We start from the raw sequence: 17,251 nt of genomic DNA on the forward strand, positions 1-17,251 counted from the left end.
GTTGATCAAGGGCGTCATTGCTCACCTTTTGCTCGGTGCCCCGTGCCCAAGCAAGGCTCAACGACAAGAACAGGGAGGTCCCGTGGACCAATCGAAACGTTATACGAATCTCGAATTGAGGGAAGAAGACTTGATTCGGGACGGCAAGCACATCCTGGTGGCGTACACGATGCGCCCACGGAACGGTATCGCTTATCTTGCGGCGGCGGCGCACTTTGCCGCCGAATCGTCGACGGGAACCAACGTCGACGTCTTCACAACCGACGACTTCACACGTGGCATCGATGCCATCGTTTATCACGCCGACGAGGCGAGCGAGGATCTGCGTATTGCCTTTCCGCTCGAATTGTTCGACCGCAACATGACCGATGGGCGCTTTATGCTGGTCTCCTTCCTGACGCTCGTCGTCGGCAACAACCAGGGCATGTCGGACATCGAGTATGCGCGGATGGTCGACTTCTACGTCCCGGAGCGCGTCATCCAGATGTTCGACGGACCGGCAAAGGGGATCGCCGATTTCTGGCGGATACTCGGACGGCCTGTTGCAGACGGCGGCTACATCGTCGGCGCCATTGTGAAGCCGAAACTCGGCCTGCGCCCGGAACCGTTCGCCGAAGCCGCCTACCAATTCTGGCTGGGCGGAGACTTCATCAAGAACGATGAGCCGCAGGGCAACCAGCTCTTCGCGCCGATCCGCACAACGCTGCCGCTCGTCTACGACGCGCTCAAGCGTGCCGAAGACGAAACCGGCGAAGCCAAGCTCTTCTCGATGAACATCACGGCCGACGACCATTACGAGATGTGCGCCCGTGCGGATTTCGCGCTCGAAACCTTCGGCCCCGACGCCGACAAGTTGGCCTTTCTCGTCGACGGATTTGTCGGCGGCCCGGGCATGGTGACAACGGCACGCCGACAGTACCCGAACCAGTTTCTGCATTATCACCGTGCAGGCCACGGTGCCGTGACATCACCAAAATCGAAACGCGGCTATAGCGCATTCGTCCTGGCCAAGATGAGCCGTTTGCAGGGTGTTTCGGGCATTCATGTGGGAACGATGGGTCACGGCAAAATGGAAGGCGGCGACGAAGACCGGCTGAGCGCTTTTATGATCGAACGCGACGAATGCCAGGGCCCGATTTATTACCAGAAATGGCACGGCATGAAACCGACGGCACCGATCATCTCGGGGGGAATGAACGCCATTCGCCTACCCGCTTTCCTTACCGCTTTGGGACACGGCAACGTCATCAACACCGCGGGTGGCGGCTGCTACGGTCATCTCGACTCGCCGGCCGCCGGCGCCCGGTCACTGCGGCAGGCATACGAATGCTGGAAAGCCGGTGCAGACCTTTTGCAGTGGGCGCAGGAGTATCAAGAGCTTGCCCGCGCCTTCGAATCGTTCCCGGGCGACGCCGACCGCTTGTATCCCGGATGGCGGCGCAAGCTACTGTGAACGCGCAGAGAGTCACTCGAATCGCTTGAGATACTCCGGCGCCGAGCCGAGGACAAAATCCCAGAAAACGCCAAGCGCGGGAGTCAGGCGCTTGCTTTTGTGCCGGACGAGATTCCAGCGACGCATAACCGGCGTCCCTTCGACCTTGAGCACGGCGAGCCGCCCGGTAGCGAGTTCGAGGCCGAGCGTATGGCGGGAGAGAAAGCTGATACCGAGCCCCGCAACAACCGCCTGCTTGATCGCCTCGTTGCTCCCCATCTCCATCGCCACCTGCGGCTCGATTGCGTACTCGCGGAAGAAACCCTCCATCGCCGAGCGCGTCCCGGATCCGACTTCGCGCACAATCATCGTTTCATCGGCAAGATCCGCCGCCAACAGACGGGAGCGCTTGGATAGCGGATGCCCTGCCGCCGCCACCATAACGAGAGGATGTGGTGCAAAACCCACATGTTCCGCCTCCATGTCCGCCGGCGGCCGCCCCATGATCGCCATATCGGCCTCATTCGCCAGCAACAGCCGGCTGACGGCGTCGCGATTGTCGACCAGCAGGCGTACGTTCACGTCAGGTTGCACCTTGCGGAACTCGGCCAATAAACCGGGCGCAAAGTATTCAGCCGTGCTCGTGACCGCTACGGAAATACGTCCCCCTTTGAGTCCTTTTAGGGCCATCAAGGAATCGTCGGCATCTTTGAGCGACTGAAGGATCTGCCGAGCATGATCGAGCAGGATGTGGCCGGCCTCGGTCAGATAGAGGCGTTTGCCGATGCGATCGAACAGCGCCGCCCCTGACACCTCTTCCAGTTGTTTGATTTGCAGAGAAATGGCAGCATGTGTCAAATGCAGTTGCTCGGCCGCGCGAGCGAACGATAGGTGCAGCGCGGCGACCGAGAATATCTGGAGTTGACGAATGGTCGCGTTTCTCATTGGTTATTTTTTCAAAAAGGACCGGCCCGCAATCTAAAGCTTTTCCTTAAGCTTTCGTTCTTCTAGCACACAACCAGAGTCCGCTCAACGGAACGTCCCAACAGCCATCCCGGAATCCCATCATGTTATTCGGACGCACCAACGTTAACAAGTTCATGGTTGAGGAACAGCGCCGCAACCCAGAACTGGCCGGCGATTTTTCCATGTTGATCAGCGACGTGGTGCGCTCGTGCAAGGCGGTGGCTGTCGCTGTCGCGCGTGGCGCGCTGGCGGCAGACTCGTCGAGCAATGCGGCGGACCGTCGGCAGGACGCGCAGCGCACGATGTTCGCCGAGTCCAACGAGACCATCCTCCAGCACTGCGAATGGGGCGGCCACGTCGCCGCCATGTCGTCGAGCGGCATGGATGAGATTTACGCGATTCCGGCCAACGGTCGGCGCGGCAAATACCTGCTCGTTTTTGATCCGCTTGATGGTTCTGCGAATACCGACGTCAACCTGACGGACGGCAGTATCTTCTCGGTGCTCCGCTGCCCCGATCGTGAACGCGAAGCCTCCGAAGACGAGTTCCTGCAGCCGGGTTCCCAGCAAATGGCCGCGGGGTACGCGCTTTACGGTTCGTCGACCATGCTCATTCTTACGGTCGGTACGGGCACGCATGGTTTCACCCTTGATCGGGAAATCGGCGAGTTTCTCCTCACTCACCCCAATTTGCACGTACCCGAAGAAACGCAGATTTTCTCGATCAACGCTTCCAAGAGCCGCTTCTGGGAGCCACCGGTGCGCCGCTATGTCGAGGAATGCCTCGACGGTCCGGCAGGGGTTCGGGGAAAAGAGTTCAACATGCGCTGGGCCGCGGCCATGGTCGCTGACGTGCACCGTATCCTCATGCGCGGCGGCGTTTTCATTTGCCCGCGCAATACGCGCGATCCCTCGATGCTCGGCCACTTGCCTCTGTTGCATAAAGCCAACCCGATCGCGATGATTATCGAGCAGGCGGGTGGTATGGCGACGACCGGTTACGAGCGCGTTCTCGACGTCGTGCCGACGGACCTACGGCAGAAGGTACCGCTGATCCTCGGTTCCCGGGCAGAAATCGAACGTATCAGCCGCTACCACAAGGAATATTTGAACGGCGAGGACAAGCCTTTCCGTTCGCCCCTGTTCGGCACGCGTTCGCTGTTCCGTTCCGACGAGTTCGCCTAGCGAGTCCGAGCCTCGGACCAGGAGAAACCGATGTCGATCAAACACCCTATCATCGCCGTGACCGGCTCCTCAGGTGCCGGCACAACGTCGATCACGCGGGCGTTTCAACACATCTTTCGGCGCGAACAACTGAACGTCGAGATGATCGAGGGCGACAGCTTCCATCGCTACGATCGTGCGACGATGCGCGCCAAGATGGAAGAGCTGAATACCAGCCATTTCAGTCATTTCGGTCCGGAAGCCAATCTGCTTGAGGAACTCGAGAACCTGTTCCGGCAATACGGAGAATCCGGACGCGGCCAGCGCCGCCACTATATTCACGACGAAGTTGAAGCGGCCCGCTTCGGAGGCGAACCTGGAACTTTCACGCCTTGGGAAGACCTGCCTGAACACACCGACGCCCTGTTCTACGAAGGGCTGCACGGTGCATTAAAGACCGATAAGGTTGACGTCGCGGCGCATGCGGACCTGCGCGTCGGCGTCGTGCCGATCATCAACCTCGAGTGGATCCAGAAAATCCACCGGGATCGGGCGCTACGCGGCTATTCCAGCGAGGCGGTGATGGACACGATCCTGCGCCGCATGCCGGACTATGTTCATTACATCTGCCCGCAGTTTTCGCGCACGCACGTCAATTTCCAGCGCGTGCCGACTGTGGATACGTCAAACCCGCTGATTGCCAAGGACATCCCGACCCTCGACGAGAGCTTCATGGTGATTCGCTTCGACAACCCGAAGGGAATCGATTTCCCTTACCTGCTCAGCATGCTGCATGACTCGTTCATGTCGCGGCCGAATATCATCGTCTGCCCGGGCGGCAAACTCGATCTGGCCATGCAGCTCATCCTGACACCGATGATCCTGCAGTTGATGGATAAAAAACGGCGCGCTTCGTAGGGCGAATCACGCCCTTGCGCGACGCTGCTGCAGCCACCCTACGACGACCGGGACCATGGAGACCGCGATGATGCCCAGGATAACTGCCGTCAAGTTGCTTTGTACCCAAGGCAGGTTGCCGAAAAAGTAACCAGCCAGCGTCAGCGAGAATACCCAGGCGGTGGCGCCGATCAGGTTGAAGAAGGTGAAGCGGGGATAGCTCATCGCCCCGATGCCGGCGACGAAGGGTGCAAAGGTACGAAACAAGGGGAGGAAGCGGGATATGACAAGCGTCTTTCCCCCGTGTTTTTCATAGAAGGCGTGCGTCTTCTGCAACGCTTCCTTGTTGAATAGGCGCGAACCTTCCCAATGAAAAACCTTCGGCCCGAGAAAACGCCCGATCTGGTAGTTCAGCATGTTGCCGAGGGTCGCGGCCGCCGCAAGCGTTGCCAAAAGAATCGTGATATCCATGCCACCAAGAGCCGCTAGCGCCCCGGCAACAAAGAGAAGGGAATCCCCTGGCAGGAACGGCGTCACGACGAAACCCGTCTCGCTGAAGATGATGGCGAAGAGGATCGCATAGATCCAAACCCCGTATTGCTGCACGAGAAGCGCCAGATGCTTGTCGAGATGAAGGACGATGTCGATAAAGGTGGCGATGATTTCCATGGAATCGGCGGGGAAGGGGTACAAATGGGCGATTCTACCGGAAGGCGACAAGGAGCCAAGCAAACAACCAGCGAGGCAATCGACATGCCTGCGGGCTCATACCGTGAATCAAGGGTCGGAAGCTGATGTGGAGCCCGTATAGACCGACATGTAAGTAGGTGGAGACCCGTCCCACCTCCGTTGGTTCTGGCTCACGGCCGGTATAATCGGCAGATGCTAGAAAACGCCACCATCCGCCTCCTGCCCGACCTCCTGATCAGCCAGATTGCGGCAGGCGAAGTCGTCGAGCGCCCCGCTTCGGTACTCAAGGAACTGCTCGAAAACGCAATCGATGCAGGGAGCACGGTAATCCAGATTCAGCTCGAAGAAGGCGGAGTCAAACTGATCCGCGTTTCCGACGACGGACATGGCATCGCCGGGGACGAACTTGCACTTGCACTGACGCGGCATGCGACGTCGAAAATCGCCACACTGACCGACCTGGAACGGGTAGCGACGCTTGGTTTCCGTGGCGAAGCGCTAGCTTCGATCGCCGCCGTGGCGCGCGTAACGCTCACGAGCCGGCAACTTGGATCAAGCCACGCCTGGCGTCTCGCCGGCGAAGCGGCTGCCTCCGGTTCTGCGGCGTCTCCGGAACCCGCTGCCCTCGCCGGCGGCACCGTCGTCGAGATGCGCGATCTTTACTACAACACCCCCGCGCGTCGGAAATTTCTCAAGTCCGAAGCGACCGAATTTGCGCACTGCAGCGAAATCGTCAAACGAATCGCCCTGGCCCATCCATCGATCGCCTTCACCCTCGCACATAATGGGCGTGTAGGGCTGCATCTGCCGAAAAACGATGCTCGCGGACGAGCCGGCGCAATTCTCGGCGAGGACTTTCTGGCCGAGTCGCGCGCGGTACAGGCAGAGGTGACTGGGGAAAATGGCTTTTTGCTACGTTTGTCTGGGCACTGTGCGTTGCCGGCCCATTCGCGGGCACGCAACGATGCTCAGTACTGCTACGTAAACGGGCGTTTCGTTCGGGACAAGCTGCTTGGCCACGCATTGCGCGAAGCGTATCAGGACATGCTGCACGGCAGTCGCTATCCGGCGTATTGCGTCTTTCTCGAGATCGACCCGTCGACGGTGGACGTCAATGTGCATCCGGCAAAGACGGAGGTGCGTTTTCGCGACGGCCGTGCCGTGCATCAGTTCGTCTTCCATGCGGTACAACGCACATTATCCAGTCCCTTGTCTAACGTCGGGACCGCTGTTCCGGTGCCTGTTGGTAACAACGAAGCGCCGCCCACAAGAGCCCCGCTTGCAACGGTTCGCGCTGCATCCGACGACCGGTGGCCGTCACGCAGCGATGGTCCGCGGCCTGGAAAATCCGCCGAGGGGCGCCCGCTGTGGACACCGACGCAAGGATCGCTTCGCGTCGGCGAGCCTACCGCCGCGTATTTCGCCTTCGCCGAAAAGGCTCGCGATGACAACCCAGGGACTCAGAATGCCGCTGTCCTTCCAACGGCCGATACACCCGACTCGGCGCCGCTCGGTTACGCGCTCGCGCAGCTTCATGGCGTCTATATCCTGGCGCAAAACGCCCACGGGCTGGTGCTCGTCGACATGCATGCGGCGCATGAGCGGATTCTGTACGAACGGCTCAAGTCGGCGCTCGACGCGCATCGGGTCGCCACCCAGGCGCTCCTCGTGCCAGCGGTTTTCGCCGCGAACGCCATCGAAATGGCTGCGGTCGAGGAATTCGCCTCCACGCTCGCTGACCTCGGCTTCGAAGTCACGGCCGCCGGTCCGACACAGCTTGCCGTACGTGCGGTCCCGGCGTTGCTACAGGCCGCAGATCCCGCCGCGCTGGTACGTGCACTGCTCGCCGAACTGAGGGAGCATGGTGTTAGCCAACTGCTCGCGATGCGGCGCAACGAGCTCCTGGCCACGATGGCGTGTCACGGGGCTGTTCGAGCCAAAAGACTGCTCTCAATCCCGGAGATGAACGCGCTGCTGCGACAAATGGAAGAAACCGAACGTGCCGACCAATGCAACCACGGCCGGCCCACTTGGACACAGCTTTCGATGAGCGATCTGGATCGCCTCTTCCTGCGCGGCCGCTGAGTTTCGTCTGAGTTTCGTTTGACCAGCCCGCCAATGAAAAAGCCCGTCGCCATCCTGCTCATGGGGCCCACAGCAAGCGGAAAAACGGCCGTTGCCCTCGAACTTGCCCGTCGTTTCCCTGTTGAACTTGTTAGCGTGGATTCCGCGCAGGTTTTTCGCGACATGAACGTCGGCACGGCAAAACCCGACGCCGTCACCCTCTCCGAGTTTCCGCATCACCTGATCGACGTAATTACGCCAGAGGAAACCTATTCGGCCGAGCGTTTCCGGCTCGACGCGTTGCGGGCGATGACCGAGATTACCGCTCGCGGCCGCGTTCCTCTGCTCGTCGGCGGAACGATGTTGTACTTCAAGGCCTTGCTCGAAGGCCTCGCGGAGCTTCCTGAAGCCGACACGGCAACCCGCGCAGCCATAGATCGGCAAGCCGCCGAACAAGGCTGGCCGAACGTGCATTCCGAACTCGCGCAAGTCGACCCGGAAACCGCCGCCCGGCTGCACCCCACTGATGCGCAGCGCATCCAGCGCGCCCTTGAAGTCTTCCGACTAACCGGCCGCCCTTTGTCTACGTTGATTGCAGAAAATCGAAGCGAGACGCCACCCTTCGACTTCGTTTCGATCGGGTTGGCGCCGAGCGAGCGATCCATTCTTCACGAGCGGATCGCACGGCGCTTCGACGCGATGCTGCAAGCCGGACTCGAGGCGGAAGTCGAAACGCTGCGGACCAAGTACCGTTTGGACGCTGGACGCCCCTCGATGCGGTGCGTCGGCTACCGGCAGGTTTGGGAAGTGATCGAAGGCCTGGCCCCCCGTGGGGAAATGCGCGTTCGGGGCATCTTTGCCACGCGCCAACTCGCCAAGCGCCAGCTCACCTGGCTCAACAATACCCTGCGCCCCGAAGTCTTCGACTGCCTCGCGCCCGAACTTGCCAGCCGCGTAATCCGGCGGGTCGCTCCCGTCTTCAACGCGGTTGAGTGATCCGGCGACGGGTCAACAAAAAAGCCCATGCGTTTGGGCATGGGCTTTTGAGACTTCAACCCCAGCACATCCGGCCGGAGTAATCGGCTATTCACCGCAATGGTGCTACACGATCAGTTTTAAAGAGCATTTACAACAAACGATCATGAAGTCTCCAGAAAACGGCTGGTACCGCGCTTACTCACCGGATTCGCCGCAGGTCACGGTGCACTTCCACTATAGGCGCTGAAAGGGAAAACGCCAGGACAATCGTTGCATGTGCGTTTGGAACCAAGAGCGCCGCGCCGGCCACGAACAGTTTCGTGGCTGCATGGCTCAAGCCCTCTCACCGTTTTCCAACGGCGGTCCTCTCGTGCTCAAGGTATTGGAACGAAATGCCGTACACAAAGTCGTTAACAGTGCGGATGTTCCAAAGGAATTCGAGTGAAGCTCCCTCCCGCAGTCCCACCACGCTATCTCGGCGCCAGCGACCTGAAGTCGTACACGCAAGAGAGGCGCCCCGAACCTGTTGAGTCGTCCAACGGTACGAACAGCGCTTTGTACTCGACGGTCGAGCAACAACTCGAGGCTGCGCCTAGCCGTTCAGCATTGAACGGGAAAACGCGCGCCGAGCTGGCCGAACGCCCGGCGCGATTGACGATCACGCCCCAACCGGTCATGGAAGAACGGCGGCGACAGGATCGTCGCCAAGCGAAGCAGGCGGTGTTTCTTGATACCCGACAACGGCGCGGTCGACGCCGCACAGACGGGAAAGTCATCGACTACGAGATTTAGGCAAAGAGCGGTCGCACGGGGGGCACGCCGCCTCGCGAACCTAATCGGAGTTGCGCTCAGATAACGATCGTCTGCGGTTCATCACCGCTCCGCGCTTCGATGCAGCCAATCTCGATCGCCTTTTCTCCGGCCGCTTGCAGATGTTTGATCGCTTGCCCCGCGTTTTCGCGTGCAACGATGACAACCATACCAATGCCGCAATTGAAAACGCGGTGCATTTCCGCCTCGGCCACGTTGCCCTCTGCTTGCAGCCACTGGAAAAGCTTCGGACGGACCCAAGTCCCCTGCTCGATGACGGCCTTCACGTTCGACGGCAAGACGCGCGGCACGTTTTCGGTGAGACCGCCACCTGTGATGTGCGCCATGCCTTTGACGGGCAGCACCGTCATCAGGGCGAGCATGGGTTTCACATAAATGCGCGTCGGCTCCATTACCGCGTCAGCCAGCGTACGGCCAGCATCGAACTCCGCATTCATATCCGGTTTGGCGCGGGCGAGGATCTTGCGCACAAGCGAATACCCGTTCGAATGGGCTCCCGACGACGGCAAGCCGATAACCACGTCACCCGGAACGATCGTTTCGCCGGTGATGATCTTCGACTTCTCCACCGCGCCCACGGCGAAGCCAGCGAGGTCGTACTCACCTTCCGGATACATCCCCGGCATTTCGGCTGTTTCGCCGCCGATCAGAGCGCATCCGGCGTATTCGCAGCCCTTCGCGATCCCTTTGACGACGCTCGCCGCCGTATCGACGTTGAGCTTGCCACAGGCAAAATAGTCGAGGAAAAACAAAGGTTCGGCGCCTTGGACGAGGACATCATTGACGCTCATGGCGACCAGGTCTATACCCACCGTGTCGTGGCGTTGCAGATCGAATGCCAGCTTGAGCTTCGTGCCGACGCCATCGGTACCGGAAACCAGAACGGGCTCCTTGTAGCGTTTCGGCACTTCGAACAGTGCCCCAAATCCGCCGAGGCCGCTCAGCACGCCTTCGCGCACCGTTCTCTTGGCAAAGGGCTTGATGCGCTCGACAAGTTCATCGCCCGCGCTGATATCCACCCCGGCGTCGCTGTAGGAAAGGGCTTGCTTCGATTGCTCGGTCATCGTGTCGATCATCCGCGAAAGATTGTGCGAGGTTGGGCCAGTCGTCGAAGTGGTAAAATCGCCGACTTCGTTCGCAAAGGTCGGAATTTTATCCGAAACAGGCGCTTCGCGTGCTCCGCGCCGCGCCCCGCGGCACTTTTCCAATGCGCCAACTGATTCTCGATTTATTGCCGGAAACCCCGCCGACACTCGACAATTTCGTCTGTGGCGGCAACGGCGAAGCAATCACCGGACTCGCCGCCTGGCTAGGCGACGACAACCGCGAGCCGGCGCTATTGCTGTGGGGCGAACCGGGTTCCGGCAAGACGCACCTGCTGCGTGCGAGCGGGGCTCGCTATTGCGACGCGGCAATCGATCCTGGACTGATTTGTGTTGCCGATGAAGAGCAATTTCTCGCTGTGGACAACGTCCAAACGCTCGATGATGCCGGCCAGATCGCTTTGTTCAACGTTTTCAATCGCATCCGCGCCAACGGCGGCCGATTGCTGACCGCCGCCGATCAGCCACCGCAGCAACTCGCTCTGCGCGAGGATTTGCGCACTCGCCTGGGTTCATCGCTGATCTACCGGCTGCAACCCCTGACCGATGAGGAGAAACGCGACGCCCTGGGGACGCAGGCCTCGGCCCGGGGGCTGCGGTTGCCGGCGGACGCTCTTGATTATCTTCTCGCACGCGCACCGCGAGATATGCGTAGCCTGTCGGCGCTCGTCGTGGCGCTCGATCGATACTCACTCGAACAGAAACGGGCGATCACACTGCCTTTGCTGCGCGAAGTGCTACAGAACGCAGCGTCCTAGCCATTCTTCGGAAGACTTCCATGCATCTCGCTTTATTTGACCTCGACAACACGCTGATCGCTGGCGACAGCGACTTCGAGTGGGCACAGTTCCTGATCGACAAGGGCGTACTCGACCCGGAGGTGCATGCGGCAAAGAACGAGGCGTTTTACGAGCAATACAAAGCAGGAACCCTCGATATCGATGAGTTTTTGGATTTCCAATTGCATCCGCTGTCCCGCCATCCACGCGCGCAACTCGACGCCTGGCGCATGGAGTTCGTAAATAATCGCATCAAACCGTTGATTGGCGAACGAGCGCGGCAATTGGTTCGAAACCACCAGAAGAATGGCGACACCTGCGTCATCGTCACGGCGACCAACAGTTTCGTTACACAGCCGGTCGCAGCCGAATTTGGCATTGCCCACTTGATTGCCACGATTCCCGCGCAGGAAAATGGGCAATTCACGGGAAAAACGCGGGGAACTCCCTCATTCCGCGAAGGAAAAATCGCTCGTGTCGAAGCCTGGCTCGAGTCACTCGGCCTCTGGTGGAGCAACTTTGGCCGCAGCTGGTTCTACAGCGACTCGCTCAACGACCTGCCACTACTGGCACGCGTCACCGATCCCGTCGCCGTCGATCCTGACGCGACCTTGCGCGCGCACGCCGAGAAGGCCGGTTGGCCGATCCTTGCGCTGAACACCTGATCCCATGCGCAGCTCAACTGCGGCCATTGGCAACGACAAGCCGCCTTTCCAATCGCAACACAACAGCAGCACCAAAAGAAATCCGCGATGATCCGCAAACTCATTTCCCGCGTCTTTGGACGCAAGACTTCGGGCGCCGCCGGCGACCGAGCCGTCATCAGCCCCAGCAAGCACGGCATTCGCCGCGACCAACTGAGCTCCGGCAGCCGGCGCACGGTCGAAACGTTGCAGCAGCATGGTTACAAGGCCTACGTCGTGGGTGGCGCCGTGCGCGATCTGCTCGCCGGCATCGCGCCGAAGGACTACGACGTCGCCACCAACGCGACGCCCGAACAAGTGCGGCAGTGTTTTCGCCGATCACGCATCATAGGCCGCCGTTTCCAGATCGTGCACGTATTGATGGGCAGCGAGACGGTTGAGGTCACCACGTTCCGCGGCCCGCATGGCGACGAAGGCCAGCCCGGGCGGGCACACACCGACGCGCATGGCCGGGTCTTGCGCGACAACGTTTTCGGCAGCGAGCAGGACGACGCTGCACGGCGCGACTTCACGGTAAACGCGCTATATTTCGACCCGGCCACCGAGACGATCGTCGACTATCACCATGGCGTAGCCGACCTGCAGCAAAAAACGTTGCGCATGATCGGCGACCCGAAGATGCGCTATCGCGAAGACCCGGTGCGCATGCTGCGCGCCGTTCGTCTTGCCGCCAAGCTCGGGCTCACAATCGACCCAGAAGCGCGGCGGCCGATCCGCGAACTGGCGACATTGATCGAGAATGTTCCCGCGTCGCGCCTCTTCGACGAGATGCTCAAGCTCCTCACCTCGGGCAGTGCCGTCAAATGCGTGCAGCAGCTCCGCGAGGAAGGTTTGCATCACGGGCTGCTGCCGTTGCTCGACGTTATCCTGGAACAGCCGCTTGGCGAGCGCTTCGTCATGCTTTCGCTGGAAAACACGGACCGCCGCGTACGTGAAGGCAAGCCGACGTCGCCCGGGTTTCTATTCGCGACGCTGCTCTGGCATGAGGTGCTCGCCAAGTGGGAGGCGATCAAGGCCGCCGGCGAGCGCGCGATCCCGGCTCTCTTCCTGGCCATGGACGAGGTGCTCGAGGTGCAGTCGGAAAAGCTCGCGATCACACGTCGTATCGCCGGCGACATCAAGGACATCTGGGCTCTCCAGCCGCGCTTCGAGCAGCGTTCCGGGAAACGCCCGTACGGCGTTCTCGAGCAACCACGTTTCAAGGCCGGTTACGACTTCCTGCTTCTGCGCGTCGCTTCCGGCGAGGTCGAGGCCGAACTCGGCGAGTGGTGGACCAACTTCCTGAATGGCGACGCCGAAACCCGGGCCACCTTGCTGCTGCCGCCAAAACCCGACGAAACCCGCAAGCGCCGTCGCCGTAAACGGCGAGCTCCAGCAAGCTCCGCCCAGGCGATACCGGAGTAGCACGGCCGATGCATCTGGCGTATGTGGCCCTGGGGGCCAACCTTGCCGATCCGGTCGTACAGATCCGGGCCGCGATCCAAGCCCTTGAAAAGCTCCCGGAATCGCGTCTGCTCAAGGCGTCTTCCCTATATCGCACTGCGCCGGTAGGGATTCACGGCCAGCCCGATTTCATCAACGCGGTCGCGGCCTTGCACACCCGCCTGTCGCCACAGGAACTTCTGACGGCGCTCTTCGAAATAGAAGCTGCCTTCGGGCGACGCCGGGACTTCTATCACGCGCCCCGCACGCTCGACCTTGACCTCTTGCTTTACGACGATCGACTGATCGATAGTGCCTTCCTGCGATTACCGCACCCGCGCATGCACCTGCGCGCTTTCGTCATCGCGCCGTTGCTGGAAATTGCCCCGGAGTGCCGCATTCCGGGCCGAGGAAAAGCAGCCGCCTGGCAGCCTGCCGTCAGTCGACAGCGTATCGAAAAACTTGTCCCATGAAAGCATGCACCAGGACACCTGCACGTCGGACACGCCCATCCCCCGGCTCAGGTATATTGCGTGTTTGCTGACCCACATCCCCGACCTCTGACGATGGGAGTAGCCATGTTCACCAATCGCAAACGGCTTCTGGAGCTTGAACAACGTGTGGCCGATTTGGAGCGGCGCAACGAAACATTGCGCACACAATTGGCAACCGCCGAGGCAGAGAGCGCACGCCACGTCGAGGAAAAAACCCTCGCCACGAATCGCCTGACGGGGCTTGAGCGTTTAGCCACCGCATTTCACTCCTATCGAGATTCTCTATCCTCGTCCCAAGCCGCGCTTGCCGGATTGGCGGAGCATCTTCAGGAGCGGCGGCGCGATTCCGCGCAGGCCGGTTCGCTCGCTGACGACAGCCGCTCGTCGGTGGAACGCGTAACAAGCGAACTCGAACATCTGGCGACGAACTCGCGTCAGGTGATGGACAACGTGGTCAACCTGCAGAACAGCGCACAGCAAATCGGCGGCATCGTCGACCTGATCAAGGACATCGCGAACCAGACCAACCTGCTCGCACTCAACGCCGCGATCGAAGCCGCCCGGGCCGGCGAATCCGGCCGCGGCTTCGCCGTCGTCGCCGACGAGGTGCGCAAGCTGGCCGACCGTACAACCCATGCGACGGCCGACATCTCGAAATTGGTCACGGGCATCCAGGCGGAAACGGCTTCCGCCCATACGTGCATTGGTGACCTCGACAAACAGTCGGCGTCCTTCAAGGTCCACGGCGACCACGCCGCGTCGGCGATCGGCCAAATCGCCACACTCACGCGTGGCATGGGAACAACGATCGCGGCTACGTCGCTGCGCAGCTTCGTCGAACTCGTGAAGATCGATCATCTGCTCTACAAGCTCGACGTTTATCACGTACTCACCGGCGCCTCGGAGCGCACGCACAGCCATTTCGCGGAAGCCACCGAATGCCGTCTCGGCAAGTGGTACTACGAGGGTGAAGGCCGCGAACAGTATTCGCAGCTCGACGGATTCCGTGCCATCGAGGCGCCGCACACCGAGTTTCATCGTCAAGGCCGAGCAGCGGTCGACGCCTATCATGCCGGCGATACCGCGGCAGGGAGTTCTGCGATCGAGCAAATGGAAAAAGCAAGCGCCGCGGTGCTTGAGAGCCTTGAGCGCGTTGCCCGCAGCGGCGAACAAGCGGCCGGTCATCTGGTTTCCTAGTACGCCATACCGTTCGATATGCCAAATCGTACGTCCTTATCCTCCGCGCGCCATATCGTCGTCGAAGGCCCGATCGGTGTCGGCAAGACAAGCCTTGCTCGCCGCCTCGGTGAGCATCTCGACGCCGAACTCCTGCTCGAACAGCCGGAAACCAACCCCTTCCTGCAGCGCTTCTATACCGACCAGGCACGCTACGCGATGCAAACGCAGCTTTTCTTTCTCTTTCAACGGCTCGACCAGCTGCGCGACCTTTCTCAGCCAGACCTCTTCCCGCGCACGGTAATCTGCGACTACCTGCTAGACAAGGATCCGCTGTTCGCCCGCCTGACTTTGAGCGATGACGAATATCGGCTCTATCGGCAGATTTACGACCGAGTCTCGGCGCATGCGGCGGCCACGCCGGATCTCGTGATTTACTTGCAAGCCAAGCCGGAAACGCTCATTGCGCGCGTGCGCAAGCGGGGCGTCGAGGCCGAGCGCAAGATCAGCGACGATTACCTGACGCTGCTCGGTGAGAGCTACACGCGCTTCTTCCACACCTATGACGCTGCGCCCGTCATGGTGGTCAATTCGGAGAATCTCAACTTCGTCGACAACGAAGACGATTTCCAACTTTTGGTGCAGCGCATCGAAGGCATGCGCAGTCACCGCGAATACTTCAACAGAGGTGAATAAGAATATGTCCAGTCATATCGAAACCCGCCGGCTGACGCACGTCGATCTTGCCAAGCTGCGCGCCAGCGGCGAAAAGATCGCCATGCTGACGTGCTACGACGCGAGCTTCGCGCAGCTCTGCGAGAAAGCGGGCGTTGAATCATTGCTCGTCGGCGATTCGCTCGGCATGGTCGTGCAAGGTCATGATTCGACACTGCCGGTCACCGTTGACGAGATTGCCTACCATACGCGCACGGTCGTTCGTGGCTGCCGCCGGCCGCAGATCATCGCCGACATGCCATTCGGAAGCTACCAGGAGAGCCCCGAGTCGGCCTTCCGTAACGCCGTAACGCTGATGCGTGCCGGCGCGCAAATGGTCAAGCTCGAAGGCGGCGTCGAGATGGCCCAAACCACGCGCTTCCTGACATCGCGCGGCATCCCCGTCTGTGCCCACGTCGGGCTGACGCCGCAGTCGGTACATCAGCTCGGCGGCTATCGCGTGCAGGGCAAGGATGAGGAGTCGGCCAAACGCGTTATCGCGGGAGCCATTGCACAGCAGGAGGCAGGCGCAACGTTGATCGTGCTCGAGGCCATGCCGTCGACCGTAGCCGAAGAGACCACCCGACAACTGTCGATTCCGACCATCGGCATCGGGGCCGGCGTGCAGTGTTCCGGCCAGGTGCTCGTCCTGCACGACATGCTCGATGTATCGGCAGGACGGAAGGCGCGCTTCGTACGCAACTTCATGGCCGGGCAAACATCGATCGCCGAGGCCTTGGCGGCGTACGTGGCGGCCGTCAAGGACGGCAGTTTCCCCGGACCAGAGCATTGCTACTGACCGCTGTGACCTGGCGGCGACGGCTGACTTGAATCATCGCCGAACGACAAGCGAAACCGACGCCAACGACACCGCAGGTCACACTTTCCACCGAACGGCTTTCACCGGAGCCTCTCGCGCCTCACACAGGGACGGCCCCACATAATCAGCTCATTCATACGCCATGAGAATCCACGCCACCATCAACGACACCCGGACCGCGCTACGTAACAGCGGCCGCATAGTCTTCGTGCCGACCATGGGGAACCTGCATGCCGGCCACATCGCCCTCATGACGCAGGCCCGCAAACTAGGCGACACCGTAGTCGCGAGCATTTTCGTCAACCCACTGCAATTCGGACCGAACGAGGATTTCGAAAAATATCCGAGGACCTTCGAGGCCGATTGCGAGAAACTGACCGCCGCGGGTGTGGACGTTCTGTTTGCTCCTACCGTGAAAGATTTCTACCCCGAACCGCAGCAATACCAGGTCGATCCGCCCGAAATCCAGAACCAGCTGGAAGGCAAGTTCAGACCCGGGCATTTTCGCGGCGTCGCCACCGTGGTGCTCAAGCTCTTCAATGTCGTCCAGCCGCAGGTCGCCGTCTTCGGCAAGAAGGACTATCAACAACTTATGGTCCTGCGCAACATGACGCGCCAACTCGCCCTTCCCATCGAGATTGTCGGCGGTGAAACCGTTCGGGCCGAGGACGGCCTCGCTCTTTCGTCGCGCAACGGCTATCTGACAGCCGCGGAGCGTGCCGAAGCGCCGCGCTTGCACCGCATCCTCGTCGGAATTCGTAACGCCGTGCTCGCTGGCGAGCGCGACTTCACGAAGCTCGAGCAGGCCGGTCGACAAGAGCTCGACGGCCATGGCTGGAAGACCGATTACGTCGCCATCCGTCGCCAAGCGGATCTGCAGCTACCGGGTACGAACGACAGCGAACTCGTGGTGCTCGCCGCCAGTCGACTCGGCACCCCTCGCCTCATCGACAACATCGAGATTGTCTGAGTCCTGCGGGCGGCCGCAAGTCCGCCCCCACCTTTTGCGCGCAGCCCG

At 60.8% G+C, this 17,251-nt stretch carries 17 protein-coding genes and 1 pseudogene; 15 read left to right on the forward strand and 3 right to left on the reverse strand.

The annotated features are described in order from the left end of the window. The first annotated feature begins 82 nt into the window (after positions 1 to 82). Positions 83 to 1,453, forward strand: coding sequence for a ribulose-bisphosphate carboxylase (locus NZ453_RS03115; protein WP_263768863.1), 1,371 nt, complete (start codon positions 83 to 85; stop codon positions 1,451 to 1,453). A gap of 12 nt (positions 1,454 to 1,465) precedes the next feature. Here the strand turns inward: NZ453_RS03115 and NZ453_RS03120 are convergent, their stop codons facing one another. Next, on the reverse strand, positions 1,466 to 2,377 hold the full coding sequence (locus NZ453_RS03120) for a LysR family transcriptional regulator (protein WP_263768864.1): 912 nt from the start codon (positions 2,375 to 2,377) through the stop codon (positions 1,466 to 1,468). A gap of 122 nt (positions 2,378 to 2,499) precedes the next feature. Here NZ453_RS03120 and NZ453_RS03125 point away from each other — a divergent pair, with 122 nt between their 5' ends. Further along, entirely contained in the window at positions 2,500 to 3,582 is a 1,083-nt protein-coding gene (locus tag NZ453_RS03125; protein ID WP_263768865.1) for a class 1 fructose-bisphosphatase, read from the forward strand. A 30-nt stretch (positions 3,583 to 3,612) separates the two neighbouring features. After that, positions 3,613 to 4,479 (forward strand): phosphoribulokinase, encoded by an 867-nt coding sequence (locus NZ453_RS03130; RefSeq protein ID WP_263768866.1) that lies wholly within the window; start codon positions 3,613 to 3,615, stop codon positions 4,477 to 4,479. Between the two features lie 6 nt (positions 4,480 to 4,485). On the opposite strand, the gene NZ453_RS03135 is transcribed toward NZ453_RS03130, so the two are convergent. Continuing rightward, complete coding sequence (locus NZ453_RS03135) at positions 4,486 to 5,127, reverse strand: DedA family protein (protein WP_263768867.1); 642 nt, start codon at positions 5,125 to 5,127, stop codon at positions 4,486 to 4,488. A gap of 213 nt (positions 5,128 to 5,340) precedes the next feature. On the opposite strand from NZ453_RS03135, the gene mutL reads away from it, so the two are divergent. The 3 genes from mutL (at position 5,341) to NZ453_RS03150 (ending at position 8,982) form a co-directional block, all read left to right on the forward strand. Continuing rightward, positions 5,341 to 7,233, forward strand: a complete 1,893-nt coding sequence (gene mutL / locus NZ453_RS03140) for a DNA mismatch repair endonuclease MutL (protein WP_263768868.1) — start codon at positions 5,341 to 5,343, stop codon at positions 7,231 to 7,233. 33 nt (positions 7,234 to 7,266) lie between these two features. Beyond that, positions 7,267 to 8,208 (forward strand): tRNA (adenosine(37)-N6)-dimethylallyltransferase MiaA, encoded by a 942-nt coding sequence (miaA, locus tag NZ453_RS03145; RefSeq protein WP_263768869.1) that lies wholly within the window; start codon positions 7,267 to 7,269, stop codon positions 8,206 to 8,208. Between the two features lie 423 nt (positions 8,209 to 8,631). Further along, positions 8,632 to 8,982 carry a hypothetical protein gene (locus NZ453_RS03150; protein ID WP_263768870.1) on the forward strand — a complete coding sequence of 117 codons (351 nt, stop codon included), beginning with the start codon at positions 8,632 to 8,634 and terminating at the stop codon, positions 8,980 to 8,982. A 56-nt stretch (positions 8,983 to 9,038) separates the two neighbouring features. Here NZ453_RS03150 and purM read toward each other — a convergent pair whose 3' ends face one another. Further along, positions 9,039 to 10,085 (reverse strand): phosphoribosylformylglycinamidine cyclo-ligase, encoded by a 1,047-nt coding sequence (gene purM / locus NZ453_RS03155; protein ID WP_263768872.1) that lies wholly within the window; start codon positions 10,083 to 10,085, stop codon positions 9,039 to 9,041. A gap of 143 nt (positions 10,086 to 10,228) precedes the next feature. On the opposite strand from purM, the gene hda reads away from it, so the two are divergent. From hda to panC, 9 genes and pseudogenes are all read left to right on the forward strand, one after another. Further along, positions 10,229 to 10,882, forward strand: coding sequence for a DnaA regulatory inactivator Hda (gene hda / locus NZ453_RS03160; protein ID WP_263768874.1), 654 nt, complete (start codon positions 10,229 to 10,231; stop codon positions 10,880 to 10,882). A gap of 20 nt (positions 10,883 to 10,902) precedes the next feature. Further along, positions 10,903 to 11,568, forward strand: coding sequence for a histidinol-phosphatase (locus tag NZ453_RS03165; RefSeq protein ID WP_263768875.1), 666 nt, complete (start codon positions 10,903 to 10,905; stop codon positions 11,566 to 11,568). A gap of 87 nt (positions 11,569 to 11,655) precedes the next feature. Next, positions 11,656 to 13,011, forward strand: coding sequence for a polynucleotide adenylyltransferase PcnB (pcnB, locus tag NZ453_RS03170; RefSeq protein ID WP_263768876.1), 1,356 nt, complete (start codon positions 11,656 to 11,658; stop codon positions 13,009 to 13,011). Between the two features lie 8 nt (positions 13,012 to 13,019). Next, positions 13,020 to 13,502 (forward strand): 2-amino-4-hydroxy-6-hydroxymethyldihydropteridine diphosphokinase, encoded by a 483-nt coding sequence (gene folK / locus NZ453_RS03175; protein ID WP_263768877.1) that lies wholly within the window; start codon positions 13,020 to 13,022, stop codon positions 13,500 to 13,502. Between the two features lie 105 nt (positions 13,503 to 13,607). After that, positions 13,608 to 14,258: pseudogene (locus NZ453_RS22120) on the forward strand (methyl-accepting chemotaxis protein); the annotation flags it as partial. 60 nt (positions 14,259 to 14,318) lie between these two features. After that, complete coding sequence (locus NZ453_RS22125; RefSeq protein WP_263769015.1) at positions 14,319 to 14,720, forward strand: CZB domain-containing protein; 402 nt, start codon at positions 14,319 to 14,321, stop codon at positions 14,718 to 14,720. A gap of 18 nt (positions 14,721 to 14,738) precedes the next feature. Then, a complete protein-coding gene (locus NZ453_RS03190) occupies positions 14,739 to 15,395 on the forward strand; it encodes a deoxynucleoside kinase (RefSeq protein ID WP_263768878.1) in 657 nt (218 codons plus the stop codon). A gap of 4 nt (positions 15,396 to 15,399) precedes the next feature. Then, on the forward strand, positions 15,400 to 16,212 hold the full coding sequence (panB, locus tag NZ453_RS03195) for a 3-methyl-2-oxobutanoate hydroxymethyltransferase (RefSeq protein ID WP_263768879.1): 813 nt from the start codon (positions 15,400 to 15,402) through the stop codon (positions 16,210 to 16,212). Between the two features lie 163 nt (positions 16,213 to 16,375). After that, positions 16,376 to 17,203 (forward strand): pantoate--beta-alanine ligase, encoded by an 828-nt coding sequence (gene panC, locus NZ453_RS03200; protein WP_263768880.1) that lies wholly within the window; start codon positions 16,376 to 16,378, stop codon positions 17,201 to 17,203. The last annotated feature ends 48 nt before the right edge of the window (positions 17,204 to 17,251 follow it).

Source organism: Propionivibrio soli (assembly GCF_025770765.1).
Lineage (GTDB): Bacteria > Pseudomonadota > Gammaproteobacteria > Burkholderiales > Rhodocyclaceae > Propionivibrio > Propionivibrio soli.